Annotated in this window: 18 protein-coding genes; 11 read left to right on the top strand and 7 right to left on the bottom strand. The window is 70.0% G+C overall.

Annotated features, from left to right (window positions below; translation table 11 throughout):
• Positions 1 to 38: 38 nt before the first annotated feature.
• Positions 39 to 1520: a leucyl aminopeptidase gene (locus ABIQ69_RS08725; protein ID WP_350346736.1), complete on the bottom strand. Its 1482-nt coding sequence runs from the start codon at positions 1518 to 1520 to the stop codon at positions 39 to 41.
• Between the two features lie 89 nt (positions 1521 to 1609).
• On the opposite strand from ABIQ69_RS08725, the gene ABIQ69_RS08720 reads away from it, so the two are divergent.
• The 4 genes from ABIQ69_RS08720 (at position 1610) to ABIQ69_RS08705 (ending at position 6184) form a co-directional block, all read left to right on the top strand.
• Positions 1610 to 2539 (top strand): PAC2 family protein, encoded by a 930-nt coding sequence (locus ABIQ69_RS08720; protein WP_350346735.1) that lies wholly within the window; start codon positions 1610 to 1612, stop codon positions 2537 to 2539.
• A 294-nt stretch (positions 2540 to 2833) separates the two neighbouring features.
• Positions 2834 to 4183: an RNA polymerase sigma factor gene (locus ABIQ69_RS08715; protein ID WP_350349964.1), complete on the top strand. Its 1350-nt coding sequence runs from the start codon at positions 2834 to 2836 to the stop codon at positions 4181 to 4183.
• Between the two features lie 7 nt (positions 4184 to 4190).
• A complete protein-coding gene (locus tag ABIQ69_RS08710; protein ID WP_350349963.1) occupies positions 4191 to 5447 on the top strand; it encodes a Mur ligase family protein in 1257 nt (418 codons plus the stop codon).
• Complete coding sequence (locus ABIQ69_RS08705; protein ID WP_350349962.1) at positions 5444 to 6184, top strand: cobyric acid synthase; 741 nt, start codon at positions 5444 to 5446, stop codon at positions 6182 to 6184. The genes ABIQ69_RS08710 and ABIQ69_RS08705 overlap by 4 nt, the downstream gene beginning before the upstream one ends.
• An 82-nt stretch (positions 6185 to 6266) precedes the next feature.
• Here ABIQ69_RS08705 and ABIQ69_RS08700 read toward each other — a convergent pair whose 3' ends face one another.
• Positions 6267 to 6500, bottom strand: a complete 234-nt coding sequence (locus tag ABIQ69_RS08700; RefSeq protein WP_350349961.1) for a hypothetical protein — start codon at positions 6498 to 6500, stop codon at positions 6267 to 6269.
• A gap of 144 nt (positions 6501 to 6644) precedes the next feature.
• On the opposite strand from ABIQ69_RS08700, the gene ABIQ69_RS08695 reads away from it, so the two are divergent.
• Positions 6645 to 8729, top strand: coding sequence for a DNA topoisomerase IV subunit B (locus ABIQ69_RS08695; RefSeq protein WP_350349960.1), 2085 nt, complete (start codon positions 6645 to 6647; stop codon positions 8727 to 8729).
• A gap of 89 nt (positions 8730 to 8818) precedes the next feature.
• Here ABIQ69_RS08695 and ABIQ69_RS08690 read toward each other — a convergent pair whose 3' ends face one another.
• Complete coding sequence (locus tag ABIQ69_RS08690) at positions 8819 to 11290, bottom strand: DNA topoisomerase IV subunit A (RefSeq protein ID WP_350349959.1); 2472 nt, start codon at positions 11288 to 11290, stop codon at positions 8819 to 8821.
• Between the two features lie 69 nt (positions 11291 to 11359).
• Here ABIQ69_RS08690 and ABIQ69_RS08685 point away from each other — a divergent pair, with 69 nt between their 5' ends.
• A complete protein-coding gene (locus tag ABIQ69_RS08685) occupies positions 11360 to 12520 on the top strand; it encodes a nucleotide pyrophosphatase/phosphodiesterase family protein (RefSeq protein WP_350349958.1) in 1161 nt (386 codons plus the stop codon).
• 51 nt (positions 12521 to 12571) lie between these two features.
• Here the strand turns inward: ABIQ69_RS08685 and ABIQ69_RS08680 are convergent, their stop codons facing one another.
• Positions 12572 to 13021, bottom strand: coding sequence for a DUF3043 domain-containing protein (locus tag ABIQ69_RS08680; RefSeq protein WP_350349957.1), 450 nt, complete (start codon positions 13019 to 13021; stop codon positions 12572 to 12574).
• A gap of 189 nt (positions 13022 to 13210) precedes the next feature.
• Here ABIQ69_RS08680 and ABIQ69_RS08675 point away from each other — a divergent pair, with 189 nt between their 5' ends.
• From ABIQ69_RS08675 to ABIQ69_RS08655, 5 genes are all read left to right on the top strand, one after another.
• Positions 13211 to 14635, top strand: coding sequence for a dipeptidase (locus ABIQ69_RS08675; RefSeq protein WP_350349956.1), 1425 nt, complete (start codon positions 13211 to 13213; stop codon positions 14633 to 14635).
• Positions 14636 to 14730: 95 nt separating this feature from the next.
• Positions 14731 to 15081, top strand: coding sequence for an iron-sulfur cluster insertion protein ErpA (gene erpA, locus ABIQ69_RS08670; RefSeq protein ID WP_350349955.1), 351 nt, complete (start codon positions 14731 to 14733; stop codon positions 15079 to 15081).
• Between the two features lie 198 nt (positions 15082 to 15279).
• On the top strand, positions 15280 to 16182 hold the full coding sequence (gene coxB / locus ABIQ69_RS08665) for a cytochrome c oxidase subunit II (RefSeq protein WP_350349954.1): 903 nt from the start codon (positions 15280 to 15282) through the stop codon (positions 16180 to 16182).
• Positions 16179 to 17915 (top strand): cytochrome c oxidase subunit I, encoded by a 1737-nt coding sequence (gene ctaD / locus ABIQ69_RS08660; protein WP_350349953.1) that lies wholly within the window; start codon positions 16179 to 16181, stop codon positions 17913 to 17915. The genes coxB and ctaD overlap by 4 nt, the downstream gene beginning before the upstream one ends.
• Positions 17916 to 18332 carry a cytochrome c oxidase subunit 4 gene (locus ABIQ69_RS08655; protein WP_350349952.1) on the top strand — a complete coding sequence of 139 codons (417 nt, stop codon included), beginning with the start codon at positions 17916 to 17918 and terminating at the stop codon, positions 18330 to 18332. It abuts the gene before it with no gap.
• Positions 18333 to 18514: 182 nt separating this feature from the next.
• Here ABIQ69_RS08655 and ABIQ69_RS08650 read toward each other — a convergent pair whose 3' ends face one another.
• Genes ABIQ69_RS08650 through ABIQ69_RS08640 form a run of 3 tightly spaced genes read right to left on the bottom strand, consistent with a single transcriptional unit; the run spans position 18515 to position 22118 of the window.
• Complete coding sequence (locus ABIQ69_RS08650) at positions 18515 to 19411, bottom strand: putative RNA methyltransferase (RefSeq protein WP_350349951.1); 897 nt, start codon at positions 19409 to 19411, stop codon at positions 18515 to 18517.
• Between the two features lie 32 nt (positions 19412 to 19443).
• Positions 19444 to 21051 carry a cytochrome bc complex cytochrome b subunit gene (locus tag ABIQ69_RS08645; protein ID WP_350349950.1) on the bottom strand — a complete coding sequence of 536 codons (1608 nt, stop codon included), beginning with the start codon at positions 21049 to 21051 and terminating at the stop codon, positions 19444 to 19446.
• Complete coding sequence (locus tag ABIQ69_RS08640; RefSeq protein WP_350349949.1) at positions 21048 to 22118, bottom strand: Rieske 2Fe-2S domain-containing protein; 1071 nt, start codon at positions 22116 to 22118, stop codon at positions 21048 to 21050. The genes ABIQ69_RS08645 and ABIQ69_RS08640 overlap by 4 nt, the downstream gene beginning before the upstream one ends.
• Between the last annotated feature and the right edge of the window lies 1 nt (position 22119).

Genomic DNA, 22119 nt, shown 5'->3' with positions numbered 1-22119 from the left:
GCAGGCTGCTCGGCGAGGATCTCGCCTCCACGACCTTACTACCTGGCAGCGAGGTCCTCGCCCAGGCGGATGAGGGTGCGCACCATGGCTCCCGTCGCGCCCGGACCGGTGAATCCCCACCCGCCGCCGGTGTTGTTCGACGGGCCGGCGAAGTCGAGGTGCGCCCAGGGGATGCGGTCGCCGGCCTCGTCGTCCTTCCGGCCCACGAATTCGCGGAGGAACACGCCGGCGAGGGACATCCCCGGCACCACGGTGCCGAGCTTCGTGTTCGCGAGATCGGCGACGTCGGACTTCAGGAGGGGACGGAGGTGGTCGGGCAGCGGCATGGGCCAGACGGCTTCGTCGACCGCGTCTGCGGCGTGTCGCACGGTGTCCACGAGGGCCGGCTCGCCCATGAGGCCCGAGACCCGCGACCCGAGCGCGACCATCTGCGCGCCGGTCAGCGTCGCGACGTCGACGATCGCGTCGGGCTGCTCCTCGCTCGCGGCGACGAGTGCGTCGGCGAGCACCAGCCGGCCCTCGGCATCGGTGTTCAGTACTTCGACGGTGGTGCCGCCCTTGATGGTGATGACGTCGGTCGGACGCACGGCCGTACCCGAGGGCATGTTCTCCGCGAGGCACAGCCATCCGACGACGCGGATGGGTGCGCCGAGCTTCGCGAGCGCGACGATCGCGTGGAGCACCGCGGCGGCACCGGCCATGTCGGTCTTCATCCCGACCATCGACGCCGGCGGCTTCAGCGAGAGGCCGCCCGAGTCGAACGTGATGCCCTTGCCGACGAGGGCCAGCGAGAACGAGGCATCCGCCGGCGCGTACTCGAGCCGCACGAGACGGGGGCCGTGCTGCGATCCCTGGCCGACGGCCACGTGCCCGCCGAAGCCGCCGTCGCGGAGCGCGTCGCCCTCCAGCACGGTCACGCGGACGCCGACCTCCTCGGCGGCCTCGCGCGCGACCTCGGCCATCGCCTCGGGCGTCAGTTCGGCTGGGGCGGTGTTGACGAGGTCCTTCGTGAGCGCGACGGCCTCGACGACCGCCGCCGCACGCGCGAGGCCGACCGACTCGTCGTCCGCATCCGTGTGACCGACGACGGTCTCCGGCCCGGCCTTCGGCTCCGAGCGGTACCTCGTGAAGCGGTAGGCGCCGAGGCCGGCGCCCTCGAGCGCCGCGGCCGCGAGCTCGGGGTCGACGCCGCGCAGGGCGAGCGCCACGTCGGAGGCATCCGTCACGCTGCGGAGTGCCGCACCGGCTGCGAGCCGCAGGGATGCGGCATCCGCCGTCGCGCCCACCCCGGCGACGAGGACGCGGGCCGGGCCGCCCGATCGGCCCGGCAGACGAGTGATCTCCTCGGCCGCTCCGGTGCCGCCGACGGCGGCGAGGTCGTCCGCGAGGCCGTCGAATCCGCCGTCGTCGAGCAGCCGGGGCGAGCTGTCGTCGGACGCGGCGACGGCGAACACGACGGCTGTGGCGGCCGACGATTCGGCAGCGGGAGAGGTGGAGAGCTGGAGTCGGGGTCGCGTCATGGCACCCGATCGTACGTGTTCGCTCTCGGCACACGCTGGGCCGGGGGCGTGCTGCCCGGCCCGTCCGCGGCCCTCAGTACGCTGGAGATATGCGCGATCCCCGCTCCCTCTACGAGGTGAACCCGGATGTCTCGGTGCCCCGCGGTCTCCCGCTCGTCGCCGGTCTCACGGGCTTCGCCGATGCGGGCGGCGCGGTGGCGCAGACCACCGAGTACCTGCTCTCGACCCTCGAGAGCACGGTCGTGGCGACCTTCGACGCCGACGAACTGCTCGACTACCGTGCACGACGGCCGATCATCCTCTTCGACGGCGACCACCTCGCCGACTACCGCCCGCCGCGGCTGTCGCTCGCGCTGGCGCGCGACGAGCTCGGGCGTTCGTTCCTGCTCCTCACCGGCTACGAGCCCGACTTCCAGTGGGAGCGCTTCAGCGCCGCGGTGCTCGGTCTGATCGACGAGTTCGGCGTGGCCTCGACGACGTGGATCAACGCGATCCCGATGCCGGTGCCGCACACCCGGCCGATGTCGCTCACCGTCAGCGGCAACCGGTCCGACCTGATCGAGGCGATGTCGGTCTGGCGTCCGACGACCGAGGCGCCCGCCAACGCGATGCACCTCGTCGAGTACCGACTTCACGCGCAGGAGCATCCGATCGCCGGCTTCGTGCTGCTGGTGCCGCACTACCTGTCCGACACCGAGTACCCGTCCGCCGCGGTCGCGGCGCTCGAGGCGATCAGCTCGGCCACGGGCCTGATCTTCCCGACCGACGTGCTCCGCGAGCAGGGCCGCGACTTCGTCGCGCGCATCGACGAGCAGGTCGCGGAGAACGGCGAGCTCGCGAAGCTCGTCCGCACCCTCGAGCAGCGGCACGACTCGTACATGGAAGGCACCGTCCTCCGTTCGCCGCTCACCGACGAGGACGGCGAAGTGCCCTCCGCGGATGCGATCGCCGCCGAGCTCGAGAAGTTCCTCGCCTTCCGGCGCGGCCGCGACGAGGAGCCGCCGCCGCTCGGGGACTGACCCTGACCGGCCTCCCTGACCGGCCTCCCTGGCCGGGAATGCCTCGGCGGCTGCACGTGTTGAGGTAGGGGAAGCGCCGAAGACGCACGCGCCGGAGCCGTGCGCCCGCGCGTCTCAGGGGGTGTGCGCTGGTATAATTGTCTACAGGACCCGTTCTCGTCCGATCCGCGCGATCACGATCGCGATTCACGGCGGACTTGACATGGGTCCTCATAGTGTCCGAAAACACCGGACCCGGAGCAGCAGCCGCGCCGCACGGCGACGAGCGTGCGACGGCGAGGAGAGGTCGAATTCATGGCAACCAAGTCCGCGACGGCAGCCAAGGCCGACGCCGAGGCGACCGCGAAGACCGCGGCGAAGCCGGCGAGCAAGCCGGCCGCCTCCAAGGCGGCGCCGAAGGCGAAGGCCGCGACGAAGTCGGGCGGGCCCAAGGCCGCGTCGGCGTCGAAGACCCCTCGCACCGCCACCGCGAAGACCGCGACGAAGGCGAAGGGCGCCGCCAAGGGCGGCGACGAGCCCGAGGACGACGAGGAGATCGACCCGGCCGATCTCGAGGCCGAGGTCGTCGTCGAGGAGACCGCCGAGGTCGAAGGTGAGACCGCCGACGACGAGGAGGAGACGGAGGACGCCGCACCGATCCCGGTCGAGCCGCACCCGACGGGCGCCCTCGTCCTGCGCGCCGCCGACGACGAGGACGAGGTCCCGGTCTACTCGGCGCAGATCACCGGTGCCACGGCCGACCCCGTCAAGGACTACCTGAAGCAGATCGGCAAGGTCGCGCTGCTGAACGCGGCCGAAGAGGTCGAGCTCGCGATGCGCATCGAGGCGGGCCTGTTCGCCGAGGAGAAGCTGTCGCACATGAGCGACGCCGAGAAGCGCACGCAGCTCGGCCGTGAGCTGCAGTGGGTCGCGAAGGACGGCCAGCGCGCCAAGAGCCACCTGCTCGGCGCGAACCTGCGCCTCGTGGTCTCGCTCGCCAAGCGCTACACGGGTCGAGGCATGCAGTTCCTCGACCTGATCCAGGAGGGCAACCTGGGCCTCATCCGTGCGGTCGAGAAGTTCGACTACACCAAGGGCTTCAAGTTCTCGACGTATGCGACGTGGTGGATCCGTCAGGCGATCACCCGGGCGATGGCCGACCAGGCCCGGACCATCCGCATCCCGGTGCACATGGTCGAGGTCATCAACAAGCTCGCCCGCGTGCAGCGCCAGATGCTGCAGGACCTCGGTCGGGAGCCCACGCCCGAGGAGCTGTCGAAGGAACTCGACATGACCCCTGAGAAGGTCATCGAGGTGCAGAAGTACGGCCGCGAGCCGATCTCGCTGCACACTCCGCTCGGCGAAGACGGCGACAGCGAGTTCGGCGACCTCATCGAGGACACCGAGGCGGTCGTGCCGGCCGACGCGGTCGGCTTCACGATGCTGCAGAAGCAGCTCGAGTCGCTGCTCGACTCGCTGAGCGAGCGCGAGGCAGGGGTCATCCGCATGCGGTTCGGCCTGGGCGACGGCATGCCGAAGACGCTCGACCAGATCGGCGACACCTTCGGTGTGACCCGCGAGCGCATCCGCCAGATCGAGTCGAAGACGATGGCGAAGCTGCGCCACCCGTCCCGCTCGCAGTCGCTCCGCGACTACCTCGAGTAGGCCGCAGGTGCGATACGCGCCGGCGATCCTCGTCGGCCGGTTCGTGCGGTTCCTCGCCCGGCTCAGGAAGCCGGGCGGGGGATCGGCTGTGCCCGGCCTCGTGGTCAACCGCATCGCGCCGGGATACCTGAAGCGCACGCTCTCCGGGTTCCCGCAGGGGCTCCTCGTGGTCTCCGGATCGAGCGGCAAGTCGACGACGACGAAGATGCTCGTGGCGATCCTCCGGGCCCACGGCGTCGAGGTCTTCACGAACCCTTCGACCGCCAACATCAGCCAGGGCCTCACCTCGGCGCTGCTCGAACAGGCCGACTGGCGCGGCCGCGTGCCTGGCGACGTCGCCGTGCTCGAGATGGATGAGGGCCACGGCGCGCTCGTCATGCAGGGCGTCGACGCCCGCATGGTCACGCTGACGAACGTCATGGTCGATCAGATCGACCGCTTCCACGACCCCGAGATGGTCGTCGGCATGCTGGCGCGCATCGCCGCGCGCGCGCAGGAGGCGATCGTGGTGAACGCCGACGACGCGAGCCTCGAGCGCCTCGCCGGGCGTGTCGGGCCGGGCGTCGCCGTCCATCGGTTCGGCGTCTCGCAGGCGGTGCTCGAGCAGGCTCCCCGCGGCCTCGGGCACACCGAGACCTCGGGAACCCGCCTCGCATCGCGCGACGGCGTGGTGGTCGAGGCGATCGACGGTCGTCGTGCGGAGCTGCTCGACGGCGAGGCATCCGTCGTCGTCGGACTGCCCGCACGGGGCACGCACTACGCGGTCGACGCAGCGGCGGCGTACGCGACCGCGAAAGCGGCCCTCGGGGAGCGGTTCGACCGCCAAGTCGCGGTGCAGGCGCTGAGCGCGATCCCGGCGGTGTTCGGGCGCGGCGAGCGCACGGTCGTGCGAGGCCAGGAGGTCGAGTTCGTGCTCGTCCAGAACCCCGCGAGCTACCAGCTGAACGTCGACGGCATCGAAGCGGGCACTGAGCAGATCCTGTTCGCGATCGGCTCCGATGTGCGCGATCCGTCGTACTTCTGGCCGACGGATGCCTCTTCGCTCGGGCGCGTCGCGATCGTGAGCGGCTCGAAGGCGGCCGAGGCCGCGCTGATGGTCGCCTACGACGGGGTCGCGGTCGACCGGATCGAACCCGACCTCGGGCGCGCCGTCGACGACTTCCTCGCGGCGCCTGCGCCCACCTCCGGGGTGAAGACGATCGTCTTCTCCGCCGACGCCATGCGCCGCACGCGCGCCCATCTCGGACTCACGGGAACCGAATGACCTTCACGATCGCGGCCCTGGTGCCGTCTCTGCTGAACACGAACGGCGACGCCGAGAACGCGGCCGTGCTCGCGCAGCGGCTCCGCTGGGCGGGCCACGAGGCGCGTATCGTCGCGGTCGAGGACGCCGCCGACCTCCCCGCGCACGTCGACGCCGTGATCGTCGGCTCGGGTAGCGACTCGACGCTCGAGCCGGCTCGCGCGCGGCTGCTGACGATGCACGACGAGCTGCGCCGGTGGGGCACGGAGGGCGTTCCGATCCTGAGCATCGGAACCGGCTGGGAGCTGCTGAGCTGGGGCATCGAAACCGCCGACGGCGGCATCGTCGAGGGACTGGCCGTGCTCCCCGGTCGCGCGGTGCCGCGCGCGGAGGGCGGACGGATCACCGGCGACCTCGTGGTGCGTTCGCCACGCTTCGGCCACCTCGTCGGGTTCGAGAATCACGCGCGGGAGTACGTGCAGGCCGAGGCGTCGCCGCTCGGGCGCATCGTCGCCGGCGAAGGCAACGGGCGCGGTTCCAGCCAGGAGGGCGTCGTCATGGGCTGGGTGCTCGGCACGCACCTGCACGGTCCCGTCCTCGCGAAGAACCCCGCTCTCGCCGACGCCATGCTCACGGAGATGGCGACGCGAGCGGGCGTCGCGTACGAGCCGGGGGAGCAGACCGCCGTCGTCGACGCATTCGCCGCGGAGGCACGCGCCGCTCAGCTGAAGGCCGCCGGAGTGGCGCTGCCCGCCTGAACGCGCCGACCCGGCCGCAGACGCCCCGCCGATACGACGAACGCCCCGTCCGAAGACGGGGCGTTCGTGGTTTCGGGACCGCTCAGTCGCGCGAGTCGACGAGCAGACGGCTCGACTCGTCGTGCCAGCTGTGCGCGATCTCGGAGAGCTTCTCCTGGTGCTTGCGACCGTGGTGGGCGCAGAACAGCAGCTCGCCGTTCGCGACCGTCACCCGGATGTAGGCCTGCGCGCCGCAGGCGTCGCACCGGTCGAGCGCCGTGAGCTCGTACGGGGCCTCGGCTTCGACCGCACCGGTCGTCTCGGTGTACTGCGTCATGGCTCCTCCTCCATCGCTCACGTTCCGTTCGGTTCATCCATGTAAACACGCCTGATGCTGCGCTCCGTCCCGTGGGACGGGCATTTCGCTCAGCGCGTAGTGCCTGACCGGTGGTGTCGTCCGCGGTCAGTAGGCTTGGGCGACGTGAGCTCCGACTATTCCGCGCGTCATCTCTCCGTGCTCGAGGGCCTCGAGGCCGTCCGCAAGCGCCCCGGCATGTACATCGGGTCGACGGACTCCCGCGGCCTGATGCACTGCCTGTGGGAGATCATCGACAACTCCGTCGACGAGGCGCTCGGCGGCCACGGCACTGAGATCGAGGTCATCCTGCACCGTGACGGCAGCGTCGAGGTGCGCGACCACGCCCGAGGCATCCCGGTCGACATCGAGCCGAAGACGGGGCTCAGCGGCGTCGAGGTCGTGTTCACCAAGCTGCACGCCGGCGGCAAGTTCGGCTCGGGTTCGTATGCCGCCTCGGGCGGTCTGCACGGTGTCGGCGCGTCCGTCGTGAACGCCCTGTCCGAGCGCCTCGACGTCGAGGTCGACCGCGGCGGCAAGACGTGGGCGATGTCGTTCCATCGCGGCGAGCCCGGGCGGTTCGCCGACCCGTCCGCTGCGGAGCCGAGCCCCGCATCGACGTTCACGCCGTTCGAAGAGGCCAGCGAGCTGCGCGTCGTCGGCAAGGTCGCGAAGGGCGTGACCGGCACGCGCATCCGCTACTGGGCCGACCCGCAGATCTTCACGAAGGGTGCGACGTTCCAGGTCGAGGAGCTGCTCGGCCGCGCCCGTCAGACGGCGTTCCTCGTGCCGGGCCTCGGCATCACGGTCCTCGACGAGCGCGGTGAGGAACCCGAGGAGCACCGGTTCGCCTTCGACGGCGGCATCTCCGAGTTCGTCGAGCACCTCGCCGTCGACGGCCCGGTCACCGACGTATGGCGGCTGACCGGCGACGGCCGGTTCACCGAGACGGTGCCGGTGCTGAGCGACACGGGCGCGATGGTGCCGACCGAGGTCGAACGGCAGTGCCACGTCGACATCGCACTGCGCTGGGGCACGGGCTACGACACGATCCTCCGCAGCTTCGTGAACATCATCGCGACGCCGAAGGGCGGCACGCATCAGGCCGGATTCGAGCAGGGACTGCTGAAGTTCCTGCGCGCGCAGGTCGAGCAGAACGCTCGCCGGCTGAGGGTCGGCACCGACAAACTCGAGAAGGATGACGTGCTCGCCGGCCTCACGGTCGTGCTGACGGTGCGCCTCGCCGAGCCGCAGTTCGAGGGTCAGACGAAGGAGGTGCTCGGCACGCCCGCCGTCAGGTCGATCGTCTCGTCGGTGGTGACGAAGGCCCTCGGCGAACGCTTCGCCTCGACGAAGCGCGACGACAAGGCGCAGACCGCCCTCGTGCTCGACAAGGTCGTCGCCGAGATGAAGGCGCGTATCTCCGCGCGCACGCACAAAGAGACCCAGCGCCGCAAGAACGCGCTCGAGTCGTCGTCGCTCCCGGCGAAGCTCGCCGACTGCCGGTCGACGGATGTCGCGCACAGCGAGCTGTTCATCGTCGAGGGCGATTCCGCGCTCGGCACCGCGAAGCTCGCACGCGACAGCGAGCACCAGGCGCTCCTGCCGATCCGCGGCAAGATCCTCAACGTGCAGAAGGCCTCGATCGCCGACATGCTGGGCAACGCCGAGTGCGCCGCGATCATCCAGACCATCGGTGCGGGCTCCGGCCGATCGTTCGACATCTCGCAGGCCCGGTACGGCAAGGTCATCATCATGAGCGACGCCGACGTCGACGGGGCGCACATCCGCACGCTCCTGCTGACGCTGTTCTTCCGCTACATGCGCCCGATGATCGAGGAGGGACGGGTGTTCGCCGCGGTGCCGCCGCTGCACCGCGTCGTCGCCTTGAATCCGGGCTCGAAGCCGAACGACGTCATCTACACCTACTCCGAGGCCGAGCTCACGGGTGTGCTGGCCGACCTGAAGCGTCGCGGCCGCAAGTACCAGGATCCGATCCAGCGCTACAAGGGCCTCGGCGAGATGGACGCCGATCAGCTCGCGACGACGACGATGGACCCGAAGCACCGCACGCTCAGGCGGGTCGGCGTGGCCGACGCCGAGCAGGCGGGCCGCGTGTTCGAACTCCTCATGGGCAACGAGGTCGCGCCGCGCAAGGAGTTCATCATCGACAGCGCCAACGGGCTCAGCCGGGACCGCATCGACGCCTGAGCCGGGCGGCCGTCAGGCCGTTCGCCGGCCCGGCCAGCCCGCCCGGCCCGACGGGCCGACCCGCGAGCCGGGCGGCCCGCCGGCACGGCTCAGCCGATCCGGCGTCCGACGGTCGCGACGGGCGCATCGATCGGCGTGCCCGAGGCGTCGCGCTTGGCCAGCTGCTCGGGCAGCTGACGCACCGAGCCGTCGGCGCCGAGCGCGTGCGCCGGGCCGGGGCCGACCCAGGCGACCGCGAGGGCGTCCTGCCCCTTGAGGAACCGCTGCGCCCGCACGCCGCCGGTGGCCCGGCCCTTGCCGGGGAACTCGTCGAACGCCGACACCTTGGCTGCCCCGGGGTCGGCGCCGAGCAACGTGTCGGTCGTCGCCGCGATGGTCACGACCACCGTGCGCTCCACGTCTGCGGGCGCGATCGCCTCGAAGTCGATGACGCGTGCGCCGTCGGCGAGCTTGATGCCCGCCATACCGCCCGCGGCGCACCCCTGCGGACGCACCGACGACGCGGGGAAGTGCAGCAGCTGGGCGTCGCTCGCGACGAACACGAGTTCGTCGTCGTCGCCGCCCTGGGCGGCGCCGACGACCTCGTCGCCCGGCTTCAACGCGATGACCTCGAAGTCGGGACGGTTGGGGTAGCCGCCCGGCGTCACGCGCTTCACGACGCCCTGGGCTGTGCCCAAGACGATGGGACGGTCCGCGGTGAGCGACACGAGCGCGAGGACCCGCTCGGAGCGATCGGCGAGGCCCAGGTATTCGGCGACCCGCACGCCGGCCGCCAGCTGCGGGGCGTTCGCGGGCAGCGCGGGCAGGTCGAGCGGTGAGAACCGGATCAGGCGCCCGCGACTCGTGACCGCACCGATCTCGCTCCGGCTGGTGGTGTCCAGGCTCGAGCGGAGCGCATCGTGCTTGCTCCGCCGCGTCGGCACGGTGATCACGAGTTCCTCGGCGCCTTCCGGGCGATCGATGCGGGCGATGCGCCCCGTCGCTCCGAGCACGACCCGGCACGGGACATCCGCGTGCTCGAGCGAGGCGGCGACCGCCTTCCTCGCCGCGGCGGCGGGAAGCGCGCGCCCCTCGGTGAGCATCGTGCGACGGGGGGTGCCGAACCGCTCGGCGACCTCCTCGAGCTCGTCGGCGACCAACTGGCGGATGCGCGCCTCGCTGCCGAGGAGCTCCTCGAGCCGCGCGATCTCGGCGAGCAGTTCGTCGCGCTCCGCCTCGAGCTCGATGCGGGAGAACTTGGTGAGCCGGCGCAGCCGCAGCTCGAGGATGTAGTCGGACTGGATCTGGCTGAGGTCGAAGACCTGCATGAGCCGTGATCGCGCCTGATCGGCGTCGTCGCTCGTGCGGATGACCTGGATGACCTCGTCGATGTCGAGGATCGCGATGAGCAGGCCCTCGACGAGGTGCAGCCGCTCGCGCTTGCGTGCGAGGCGGAACTCGGAACGGCGAGTGACGACGCGGATGCGGTGGTCGACATAGACCTGGAGCAGTTCCCGGAGGCCGAGCGTCTGCGGCTGGCCGTCGACGAGCGCGACGTTGTTGATCGCGAACCCGTCTTCGAGCGGCGTCAGGCGGTAGAGCTGCTCGAGGACGGCCTGCGGGTTGAAGCCCGTCTTGATGCCGATGACCAGGCGCAGGCCGCGCTTGCGGTCGGTGTGGTCGGCGACGTCGGAGATCCCGGTGATCTTCTTGGCGTTGACGCCGTCCTTGATCTTCTCGATGACCTTTTCGGGTCCGACGAGGTAGGGCAGCTCGGTCACGACGAGCCCGGTCTTCCGTGCGGAGAGCTGCTCGACCGACACTTTCGCGCGCGTCTTGAACGACCCCCGGCCCGTGGCGTAGGCGTCGCGGACACCGTCGAGTCCGACGATCGTGCCGCCCGACGGGAAATCGGGGCCGGGCACGAACTCCATCAGCTCGTCGAGCGTGGCCTCGGGGTTGGCGATGAGGTGGCGGGCGGCGTGCGCGACCTCGACGAGGTTGTGCGGCGCCATGTTGGTCGCCATGCCGACCGCGATGCCGGATGCCCCGTTGACCAGCAGGTTCGGAAATGCCGACGGCATCACCTCGGGCTGCAGGAAGGAGTTGTCGTAGTTGGGGACGAAGTCGACGACGTCTTCGTCGAGGCCGTCGGCCATGGCGAGGGCGGGCGGCGCGAGCCGGGCCTCGGTGTAGCGGGAGGCGGCCGGCCCGTCGTCGAGCGAGCCGAAGTTGCCGTGCCCGTCGACGAGCGGCACCCGGAGGGTGAACGGCTGGGCGAGGCGCACGAGGGCGTCGTAGATCGCGGAGTCGCCGTGGGGGTGGTACTTGCCCATGACCTCGCCGACGACGCGTGAGCTCTTCACGTGCCCGCGTTCGGGCCGCAGGCCCATCTCGGTCATGCCGAACAGGATGCGGCGCTGCACCGGCTTCAGGCCGTCGCGCGCGTCGGGCAGCGCGCGCGAGTAGATGACCGAGTAGGCGTACTCGAGGAAGGAGCCCTGCATCTCGGCGGCGACGTCGACGTCTTCGATGCGTTCTGCGATCTGGGGGTCGGTGGGCTCGGGGCTCGCTGGGGTCATCCGTCTTCTCGGGGTCGTCGCGCCGCGCGCGGGGGAGTGGGGCGCGCCGCCTGTGCCAGACTGAGCGCGATGCCTGCCATGCTACCGGCGCCCGCCGACTCCGCCCGGCGGCTTGCCGCGGTGCTGCCGAGTGCCATCGCGAGCCTCGGCGCCCGTCAGGGCGAACCCGCGGGTCCGCTGGGACTTCAACCCGCCCGCTCCGCCGTCGTCGTCCTCGTCGACGGGCTGGGCGCCGCCAACCTCGCCGGCCGCCGCGGGCATGCGCGGACGCTCTCGGCCGCCTTCGGGCGCCGCGACGTGCTGCGCACGACCTTCCCGTCGACGACGGCCGCGGCCATCGCATCGTTCGCCACCGGCGCCGACCCCGGCGAGCACGGTCTCGTCGGGTACCGGACGCTCGTGCCCGAACGCGACCGCCTCGCAAACCAGCTGAACGGCTGGGAGGCCGGCGTGCTTCCCACGGACTGGCAGCGCCGCGCCACCCTGTTCGAGCAGGCCCGCGAGGCGGGCTACGAGCCCTCCACGGTCGGGGCGGCGCGCTACGCCGACTCCGGCTACACGCGTGCCGTCCTCCGCGGAGCCGACTACCACGCCGCCGCGAGCATCGAGGACCGCTTCGCCGTCGCCCGCGAGCTCGTCGACTCGGTCGACGGCGCGCTCGTCTACCTGTACGTGCCCGAACTCGACCAGCTCGCCCACGCGCACGGCTGGGAGTCCGAGCGCTGGATCGCCGCGCTGGAGCGCCTCGACGGCGCCGTCGGCGCGCTCACGGCGCGGATGCCTCGCGGCGCCGGCCTGCTCGTCACCGCGGACCACGGCGTCGTCGACGTGCCGGCACGGCGGCACGTCTTCATCGACCGGGCGCCGGAACTGCTCGAGGGCGTCCGGCACGTCGGCGGGGAGCCGCGCTGCCTCGCGCTCTACCTCGAGCCGGGGCTCGAGGCATCCGATCGTGCCGCCGTGGCCGAGCGATGGCGGGCCGCCGAGGGCGAACGCGCCTGGGTCCTCACCCGCGACGAGGCGATCCAGGCCGGTCTCTTCGGCACGGTCGACGACGAGGTACGTCCCCGCATCGCCGACGTCCTCGTCGCCGCACGCGCCGGCATCGCCTACTACGACGCGCGCGAGTCCGACCGCAGCGCGGAGACGATGGTCGGCCAGCACGGCTCGCTCACCGACGAGGAGAGCCGCGTCCCGCTCCTCAGGTTCGGTGCGTATCAGAGGAATTGAGCGGATGCCCCGGCCGGGACATCCGCTCGATCCAGCCTGATCGCCGCGCGCTCAGGAGGGGAACTGGCCGTACTTGACCTGCGGCTTCGGCAGGCGCAGCGGCCGCAGCTGCAGCGCGCGCATCGCGGCGTACCAGCGAACCTTCTCGGCCTTGTCGGCGCCGAACTTCGCGCGCACCTTCTTCGTGAGGATCGCCCCCAGGATGATGACGTCGATCACCGCGATGATGAAGAACGCCCAGAGCGCGAGGATGCCGATGGACTGCACCTGGTAGCTCGGCACCAGCGTCAGGAGGATCACGAGGAACATGACGGGGATCAGCACCTCGCCGATGCTGAACCGGGCGTCGACGTAGTCGCGCACGAACCGCTTCTGCGGACCGCGGTCGCGCATGGGCAGGTACTTGTCGTCGCCCATCGCCATGCCGATGCGCACCTTCTCGCGCTGCTCGGCGGCCTTCGCCTTCGCCTGGCGCGCCGCCTCCTTGCGGTCGTTCGGCACGAGCGGGCGCTTGCGCGCGGCTCGCGCTCGGCGCGCGTGGGCGTCGGCGCCCCCTTGCCGCTGGTCTTCAGCCTCGCCTGCGTCTCCTCGAGCGTCTCGGCGTCGGGGGCGGCGGGGGAGGTGGGCTGGGTGTTCTCAGGGTGCTTGGCCACGGGATTCCTCGGATCGGTAGACCTTAAGATTACCGGCATGACCGACGCCCTTCCGGTTCAGCCGGACGACCAGCCCGCCATCGACCGCACCGAGGCGCTCCGCGCCGCCGTCGAGGCCGGATTCCCCACGACCATCGCCGACCTCACGCGGCTGGTCCGCATCCCGTCGGTGTCCTGGCCGGCCTTCGACCCTGCGCACGTCGCTGAGAGCGCCGAGGCGGTCGCCGAGCTGCTGCGTGGCACCGGCGTGTTCGAGCGGGTCGAGATCCACCGGGAGCTCGAGAAGGACAGCGACCAGCTCGGGCAGCCGGCGGTGCTCGCCCACCGGCCGGCCCGAGCGGGGCGCCCCACCGTGCTGCTCTACGCCCACCACGACGTTCAGCCGCCCGGGAAGGACGAGGACTGGGACACGCCGCCCTTCGAGCCGACGCAGCGCGGCGACCGGCTCCACGGTCGTGGCGCCGCGGACGACAAGGCCGGGGTGATGGCCCACGTCGGCGCGATCCGCGCGCTGGCCGAGGTCGCCGGGGACTTCGATCTCGGGCTCTCCGTCTTCATCGAGGGAGAGGAGGAGCGGACGTCCCGCTCCTTCGGCAACTTCCTCCGTGCCCACCGCGAGTCCCTCGCCGCCGACGCAATCATCGTCGCCGACTCGGGCAACTGGGATGTCTCGACGCCGGCCATCACCGTGGCCCTCCGCGGGGCCGTCGCGTTCAACCTGCGCATCGACACCTTGGCGCACGCGTCGCACTCGGGCATGTTCGGGGGAGCGGTGCCCGACGCCATGCTCGCCGCGATCCGCACGCTCGACTCGCTGTGGGACGCCGACGGCGCGGTCGCCGTCGACGGGCTCCGTGGCGCCGGCCTCGAGGTGCCGGCGTACGAGGAGAGCCAGCTGCGCGCCGAGACGGGCCTCCTCGAGGGCGTCTCGCCGATCGGCCGGGGCGAGATCCTGTCGCGGATCTGGTCGGAGCCGGCCATCACCGTCACCGGCATCGACGCGCCGGATGTCGCGAACGCGTCCAACACGCTCCTCCCGAGCGTCCGCGTCCGCATCAGCGCGCGCATCGCGCCGGGCCAGCCCGCCGAGGAGGCGTACGCGGCGATCAAGGCCCACCTCGAGGCGCACGCGCCGTTCGGTGCGCGCCTGACCTTCGAGGACGTCGACACGGGCCAGGCCTTCCTCGTCGACACGAGCGGCTGGGCGGTCGAGGAGACCCGCGCCGCCATGGCCGACGCGTGGGGCGTGCCGCCGGTCGAGATCGGCGTCGGCGGGTCCATCCCGTTCATCGCCGAGCTCGTCGACGAGTTCCCCGACGCGCAGATCCTCGTGACCGGCGTCGAGGACCCTGACTCCAAGGCGCACAGCCCGAACGAGTCGCTGCACCTCGGCGTCTTCCAGAAGGCGCTGCTCGCCGAGGCTCTCTTCCTCGCGCGGCTGGACGCGAAGCCGCGGCCGTAGGTCGCGATGCGTCGGCTGCACAGCCGGTTCCCGGCGTTCGGCGCGTACAATGGCGGCAGACCACCGGCGACGGCCGGATCCTGCGAAGGAGTGAGATGAGCCAGACCATCACCGAGAGCGCCCACGGGGTGCTCCTGTCCGACACCGCGGCGAACAAGGTCCGCAGCCTCCTCGAGCAGGAGGGGCGCGACGACCTCCGCCTCCGCGTGGCCGTGCAGCCGGGCGGATGCTCCGGACTGATCTACCAGCTGTACTTCGACGAGCGGATGCTCGACGGCGACGCCGTCGTGGACTTCGACGGCGTCGAGGTGATCGTCGACAAGATGAGCGTGCCGTACCTCGACGGCGCCTCGATCGACTTCGAGGACACCATCCAGAAGCAGGGGTTCACCATCGACAACCCCAACGCGCAGGGCAGCTGCGCGTGCGGCGACTCGTTCCACTGACTCGTCTCGCACCCGCAGAAGGGGAGGCCGCAGATGCGGCCTCCCCTTCGTGTTTCTCCAGATCGACGCCGAATTCCGGGCGATCCGAGGGCCGACACCGCGTTCGGGTGCACACCCGACCGGCGGAGTCGGAGTAGGCTAGGCAGCGATCAACGCGCTTCGCTGTGAAGCGCCTTCGAGTCTCCCGAAAGGTCACCGGTGCGCCACACTCGCCGTCTCCGATGGGCTGCTGTTCCGATCGCAGCGACACTCACCCTCGTCCTCGCGGGGTGCACGCAGGCCCAGCTGCACGGCTTCCTGCCCGGCTTCGAGGAGGGGCAGCCTCCCGTCACGAACCACACCGAGCGAGTCTCCGGCCTCTGGGTGACGTCGTGGATCGTGCTGCTGGTCGTCGGCATCGTCACCTGGGGCCTCACGATCTGGGCGGTCATCGCGTACCGCCGGCGTCGCGGCCAGACCGGCCTGCCCGTGCAGCTGCGGTACAACATGCCGATCGAGGTCTTCTACACGATCGTGCCGCTCATCCTCGTGCTCGGGTTCTTCGCCTTCACGGCGCGCGACCAGGCCGCGATCGAGCAGCGCTTCGCCGAGGAGGACATCGACGTCAAGGTCGAGGTCATCGCCAAGCAGTGGGCGTGGGACTTCAACTATGTCAACGAGGACGTGTACTCGCCCGGCATCCAGGGCCAGCTCGACGAAGAGGGGCCCAAGGGTTCGCTCGTCCAGTCCGAGCTCCCCACGCTCTACCTGCCGGTGAACGCGAACGTCGAGATCGAGCTCGAGTCGCGTGACGTCATCCACTCGTTCTGGGTCGTGGACTTCCTCTACAAGAAGGACATGTTCCCGGGCAAGACGAACTACATGTCGCTCACGACCGAGCGCGAGGGCACCTACGAAGGCAAGTGCGCCGAGCTCTGCGGCGAGTACCACTCGCTCATGCTCTTCAACGTGAAGGTCGTCTCGCAGGCCGAGTACGACGACTACATCGAGTCGCTCCGCGACAAGGGCCAGGAAGGCCAGCTGTCGAACGAGTACGACCGCAACCAGAACCTGCCCGGTACGGGCGCGCCCGAGCTGAAAGAGGAGCACGACGCCGAATGAGCACCACGACCGCACCGGCTCGGCCCCAGGCCGCCAGCGTCCCGTTCGGCGGCTCGAAGGTCGAGCGCAAGGGCAACATCCTCGTCCGCTGGATCACGTCGACCGACCACAAGGTCATCGGGTACCTGTACCTGATCACGTCGTTCATCTACTTCTGCATCGGCGGCGTGATGGCCCTCATCATCCGCGCGCAGCTGTTCGAGCCCGGCCTCGAGATCGTGCAGACGCGTGAGCAGTACAACCAGTTGTTCACCATGCACGGCACGATCATGCTGCTGATGTTCGCGACGCCGCTGTTCGCGGGCTTCGCGAATGTCCTCATGCCGCTGCAGATCGGCGCTCCCGACGTCGCGTTCCCGCGCCTGAACGCCTTCGCCTACTGGCTGTTCAACTTCGGTTCGCTCATCGCGGTCGCCGGGTTCTTCACGCCGCAGGGCGCCGCCTCGTTCGGCTGGTTCGCGTATCAACCACTCGCATCGACCACGTTCTCCCCGGGAATCGGCGGCAACCTCTGGATGCTCGGCCTCGGCCTCTCCGGCTTCGGCACGATCCTCGGTGCCGTCAACTTCATCACGACGATCATCACGATGCGCGCCCCCGGCATGACCATGTTCCGCATGCCGATCTTCACCTGGAACACGCTCGTCACGTCGATCCTCGTGCTGATGGCGTTCCCGGTGCTCGCCGCCGCGATGCTGGCCGCCGCCGCCGACCGCGTGTTCGGCGCTCACATCTACGACCCCGCCAACGGCGGCGTCATCCTGTGGCAGCACCTGTTCTGGTTCTTCGGACACCCCGAGGTCTACATCATCGCGCTGCCGTTCTTCGGCATCGTCTCCGAGATCTTCCCCGTGTTCAGCCGGAAGCCGATCTTCGGATACAAGACGCTGATCTACGCCACGATCGCGATCGCCGCGCTGTCGGTCACCGTATGGGCGCACCACATGTACGTCACCGGCTCGGTGCTGCTGCCGTTCTTCGCGCTGATGACCATGCTCATCGCCGTACCGACCGGTGTGAAGATCTTCAACTGGATCGGCACGATGTGGCGGGGATCCATCACGTTCGAGACGCCGCTGATCTGGTCGCTCGGCTTCCTCATCACGTTCGTGTTCGGTGGTCTGACGGGCGTCATCCTCGCGTCGCCGCCGCTGGACTTCCATGTCTCCGACACGTACTTCGTCGTCGCCCACTTCCACTACGTCGTCTTCGGCACCGTCGTGTTCGCGATGTTCGCGGGCTTCTACTTCTGGTGGCCCAAGTGGACCGGCAAGATGCTGAACGAGACGCTCGGCAAGTGGCACTTCTGGCTGCTGTTCATCGGCTTCCACACGACCTTCCTGATCCAGCACTGGCTCGGCGTGGTCGCCATGCCGCGGCGGTACTACTCGTACCTGCCGGAGGACAACATCACGTGGATGAACCAGGTCTCGACGATCGGTGCCGGCATCCTCGCGGTCTCGCTGATCCCGTTCTTCCTGAACGTCTACCTCACCGCGCGTCGTGCGCCGAAGGTCACCGTCAACGACCCGTGGGGCTACGGACGGTCGCTCGAGTGGGCGACCAGCTGCCCGCCGCCTCGCCACAACTTCACCTCGATCCCGCGCATCCGCTCGGAGGCGCCGGCGTTCGACCTGAACCACCCGGAGGCCGGCATCCCCGTCGGCATCGGGCCGGCGAAGGATGCGCCCGAGGCACCCGTGTACGACGCAGCGACGAAGGAAGTCAAGTAGATGCGCGCGAACGTCATCCTGTTCTGGATCCTGGCGGCGTTCTTCGCCCTCGCAGCGGCGGTGTACATCGCCTGGACGACGATCGACGCCGGTGCGCCCGAGTGGGTGGGTCTGGTCGCGATCTCGCTGAGCGCCGTCCTGGCCGCGTTCATCGCGTTCTACCTGGGCCGGGTGCACAGCGCCCAGGGCGGCACGCTGCCTGAAGACCGCCTCGACGCGAACATCGACGACGGCGACCCCGAGCTCGGCTTCTTCAGCCCCTGGAGCTGGTGGCCGATCATGCTCGCCGGAGCTGCGGCGCTGCTGTTCCTCGGTCTCGGGGTCGGGTTCTGGATCTCGTTCATCGCGATCCCGCTCGGCGTCATCAGCCTCGTCGGCTGGGTCTACGAGTACTACCGCGGGAACTTCGCCCGCTGAGAGCACGACGGTGAGGGCCCGGCGCGATACGCGCCGGGCCCTTTCGTCTGCCGCGAGTGCCCGAGGCGTCCATGCGCGCAACGCACGGGCCTAGGGAGTCTGATCGCGGCCGTCGGTGCGGAAGCTGGTGCGAGCGCGAGCCCTAGGACAGCCTGCGAGACGCTCGGCGCCGTCGTCGGCGCTCAGAGCTTCTGCAGTGCGAGGACGTCGACCGAGACGGTCACCGTCGAGTCAGCGCCGCTGTCGGAGTCCACGACTCCGGCGACGTCCGAGTCGGATTCGGTGGCAGGCGTGGTCGAAGTCCCGGCGGTGGCCGTACGGTGGTGCGCGGACGGCCCCATGTCCACGAGCAGCGACCGCCGGCGCAGGTCGGCCGACATCGCGTACTCGACCTGCTCACGCCCGGCGAGGGCGAACCCGTGCGGCGTGAACTGCTCGAGGACCGCGGCATCTTTTCCGGCGGGGATCTCGAGCACGTCACCCGACGCGCGGAGCTCCGCGAGGTGTCGCTCGGTCGGCACCACGATGAGGAGCAGTCCTCCTGAGCGAAGCACCCGCGCGTACTCCGGAGGATTGCGCGGTGCGAAGACGTCGAGCGCGACGTCGGCCGACGCATCGCGAATCGGCAGCGGACGCCAGAGGTCGAGCACGACCCCCGTCACGGCCGCTCGGGCGGCGAGCGCCCGCATGCTCATCCGGACGGCATCGGGGGAGCGGTCGGCGAGGAGCATCCGACGCGTGGGGACGGCGTCGGCCACGGCGCCGGCGTAGTGGCCAGTTCCGCACCCCAAATCCAGCAGCGAGACCTCGGTGTCGCCGCCGAGCAGATCACGGCCCGCGCGTTGCAGCGCTTCCGCGATGGGCGTGTACGCACCGCTGTCCAGCAGCTCGGCACGCGCCTCGAGCATCGCACGATCGTCGCCGACGGTGCGCGGCGCACGGGGCGGCAGCAACGTGAGGTACCCGCCGCGCGCCTGGTCGAACCGATGACCATCGACGCACCCGTAGGTCCGGCCTGAAACGGACTCGAGATCCTGGAAACAGTTCGGGCACCGGAGCCAGGTCGAATCGACCGACATGGCGCCCGGTGCCCGAATCGTGTGGTGCCGGATCAGTGGTGCTCGTCGTGGTGCGAGGCCTCGAGCTCGCCCCGGGTGACGGGCGCGATGCGGTCCTCGAAGAACCACCGCGAGAGGCCGGCACGCAGGTGCTGACCGAAGGTGATCTTGCCGCGAGCGTTCGGGCGGATCATCAGCGGCTCGTACGACTCGAAGCTCACGAGGCGCCACCGGTCGTACTCGTCGAGCGGCTGGTGCACCTCGATGAACTCACCACCGGGGAGCTTCACGATGCGACCCGACTCGTAGCCGTGCAGCACGATCTCCCGGTCCTTCTTCTGCAGCGCGATGCAGACACGCTTGGTGATGAAGTACGCGATGAACGGGCCGACGATCACCACGAACTGCAGCGCGTGGATCACGCCCTCCATGGTGAGCGAGAAGTGCGTGGCGAGGATGTCGGAGCTCGCGGCCGCCCACAGGCCGGCGTAGAACGTGACACCCGCTGCACCGATTGCGGTGCGCGTCGGCGCGTTGCGCGGACGGTCGGCGATGTGGTGCTCGCGCTTGTCGCCCTTGATCCAGGCCTCGATGAACGGGTACATGAGCACCAGCACGAGGAACACGCCGATCGCGATGAGCGGGACGAGGATGTTGAACGACCAGGTGCGGTCGAGCCACACGAACTCCCAGCCTGGCGGGATCAGTCGCAGCGCGCCGTCGGCGAAGCCGATGTACCAGTCGGGCTGAGTACCCGCGGACACGGGGGAGGGGTCGTACGGGCCGTAGTTCCAGATCGGGTTGATCGTGAACAGCGACGCGATGAGCGCCACGACACCGAAGATGATGAAGAAGAAGCCACCGGCCTTGGCCGCGTACACCGGCAGGATGGGCGGGCCCACGGCGTTGCCCGGCGTCTTGCCCGGACCGGCGTACTGCGTGTGCTTGTGCACGACGACGAACACGAGGTGCAGCGCGATGAGCGCGACCACGAGCGCCGGCAGGAGCAGGATGTGCAGCGTGTAGAGGCGGCCGACGATCGCCGTGCCGGGGAACTCGCCGCCGAACAGGAGGAACGACGTCCAGGTGCCGATGAGCGGGATGCCCTTGACCATGCCGTTGATGATCGCGAGGCCGTTGCCGGAGAGCAGGTCGTCGGGGAGCGAGTAACCCGTGAAGCCCTCGGCCATCGCCAGGATGAAGAGCACGAAGCCGATGACCCAGTTGAACTCGCGCGGCTTGCGGAACGCGCCGGTGAAGAAGATCCGGAGCATGTGCAGGCCGATCGCCGCCACGAACAGCAGCGCCGCCCAGTGGTGCATCTGCCGGACGAAGAGGCCGCCGCGGATGTCGAACGAGATGTCGAGCGTCGAGGCCATGGCGACCGACATCTCCACGCCCTTGAGGGGCACGTAGGAGCCGTCGTAATGGACCTCGGCCATCGAGGCCTGGAAGAAGAACGTCAGGAACGTGCCCGAGATGAGCACCACGACGAAGCTGAAGAGCGCGACCTCACCGAGGAGGAACGACCAGTGGTCGGGGAACGCCTTGCGCCCCAGCTCCTTCACGAAGCCCGCGAGGCTCGTGCGTTCGTTGACGTAGACGGACGCTGCCGCCGTGAACGACCGCTTCTGCGGCGCGTTGGTGGTTGCGGTGCTCAATGACGCTCCCAGAAGCTCGGGCCGACGGGTTCGGTGAAGTCGCTCTGAGCGACGAGGTAGCCCTCGTCGTCGACCGTGATCGGCAGCTGCGGCAGGGCGCGGGCAGCCGGTCCGAAGATGACCTCGCAGTGGTTCGCCACGTCGAACTGCGACTGGTGGCAGGGGCAGAGCAGGTGGTGCGTGTGCTGCTCGTACAGCGCAACGGGGCATCCGACGTGCGTGCAGATCTTCGAGTAGGCGACGATGCCGTCGTAGGACCAGTCCTTGCGGTCCTCGCGCTCGTTCAGCTCATCCGGCTGCAGACGCATGAGGAGGACGGCGGCCTTGGCCTTCTCTTCGAGGCGGCCGTGCTCGAGGTCCTGCAGACCCTCTGGGATGACGTGGAAGGCACTGCCGATGGTGACGTCGGCCGCGCGGATGGGGGCGCCGGAGGGGTCGAGCGCGAGGCGCGTGCCCTTCTTCCACATCGTGTGGCTGAGCAGCGGGACCGGCAGCTGATCCTGCGGGGCGAAGCCGCGGAACAGCACGACCGCCGGGAGCGGGAACACCAGCAGCGCGCCGATGAGGCTGTTGCGGATCGCGGTGCGGCGGGTGAAGCCCGACTCGCGGTCGGCGTCGGCGAACACCTGGGCGGCCGCGGCCTGCGTCTCAGGGGAGCCGCCGATCGGGTGGCGCTCATCCACGAGTTCGACGTCGACCATCACGGCCTTGCCCCAGTGCACGACGCCGAACCCGATCGCGAGGAGCGCGAGCGCGGCGCCGAGGCCGAAGAACATGTTGTTCAAGCGGACCATGCCGACGTCGTTCGACTCGATCGGGAACAGCATGTACGCGGCGATCGCCCAGACGCTGCCGAGGATCGACAGGTAGAAGAGCGTGTACACGGTGCGCTGCGCGCGCTTCTGGCGCTGCGGGTTCTCGTCGGTGACACGGGGGCGGTGCGGCGGGAACCCGGGGTTCTCGAACGCGTCAGCGGCGATGACCGCGGTACCCGGCGAAGCGGTGGGCGCGGCGTGCGACGAGTCGGCGGCGACGATGTCCGTGCCGCTGGTGTCGTCCTGGGCCATG

This window comes from Agromyces sp. G08B096 (genome assembly GCF_040267705.1).
GTDB lineage: Bacteria > Actinomycetota > Actinomycetes > Actinomycetales > Microbacteriaceae > Agromyces.
This window is presented reverse-complemented; position numbering and strand designations above follow the sequence as displayed.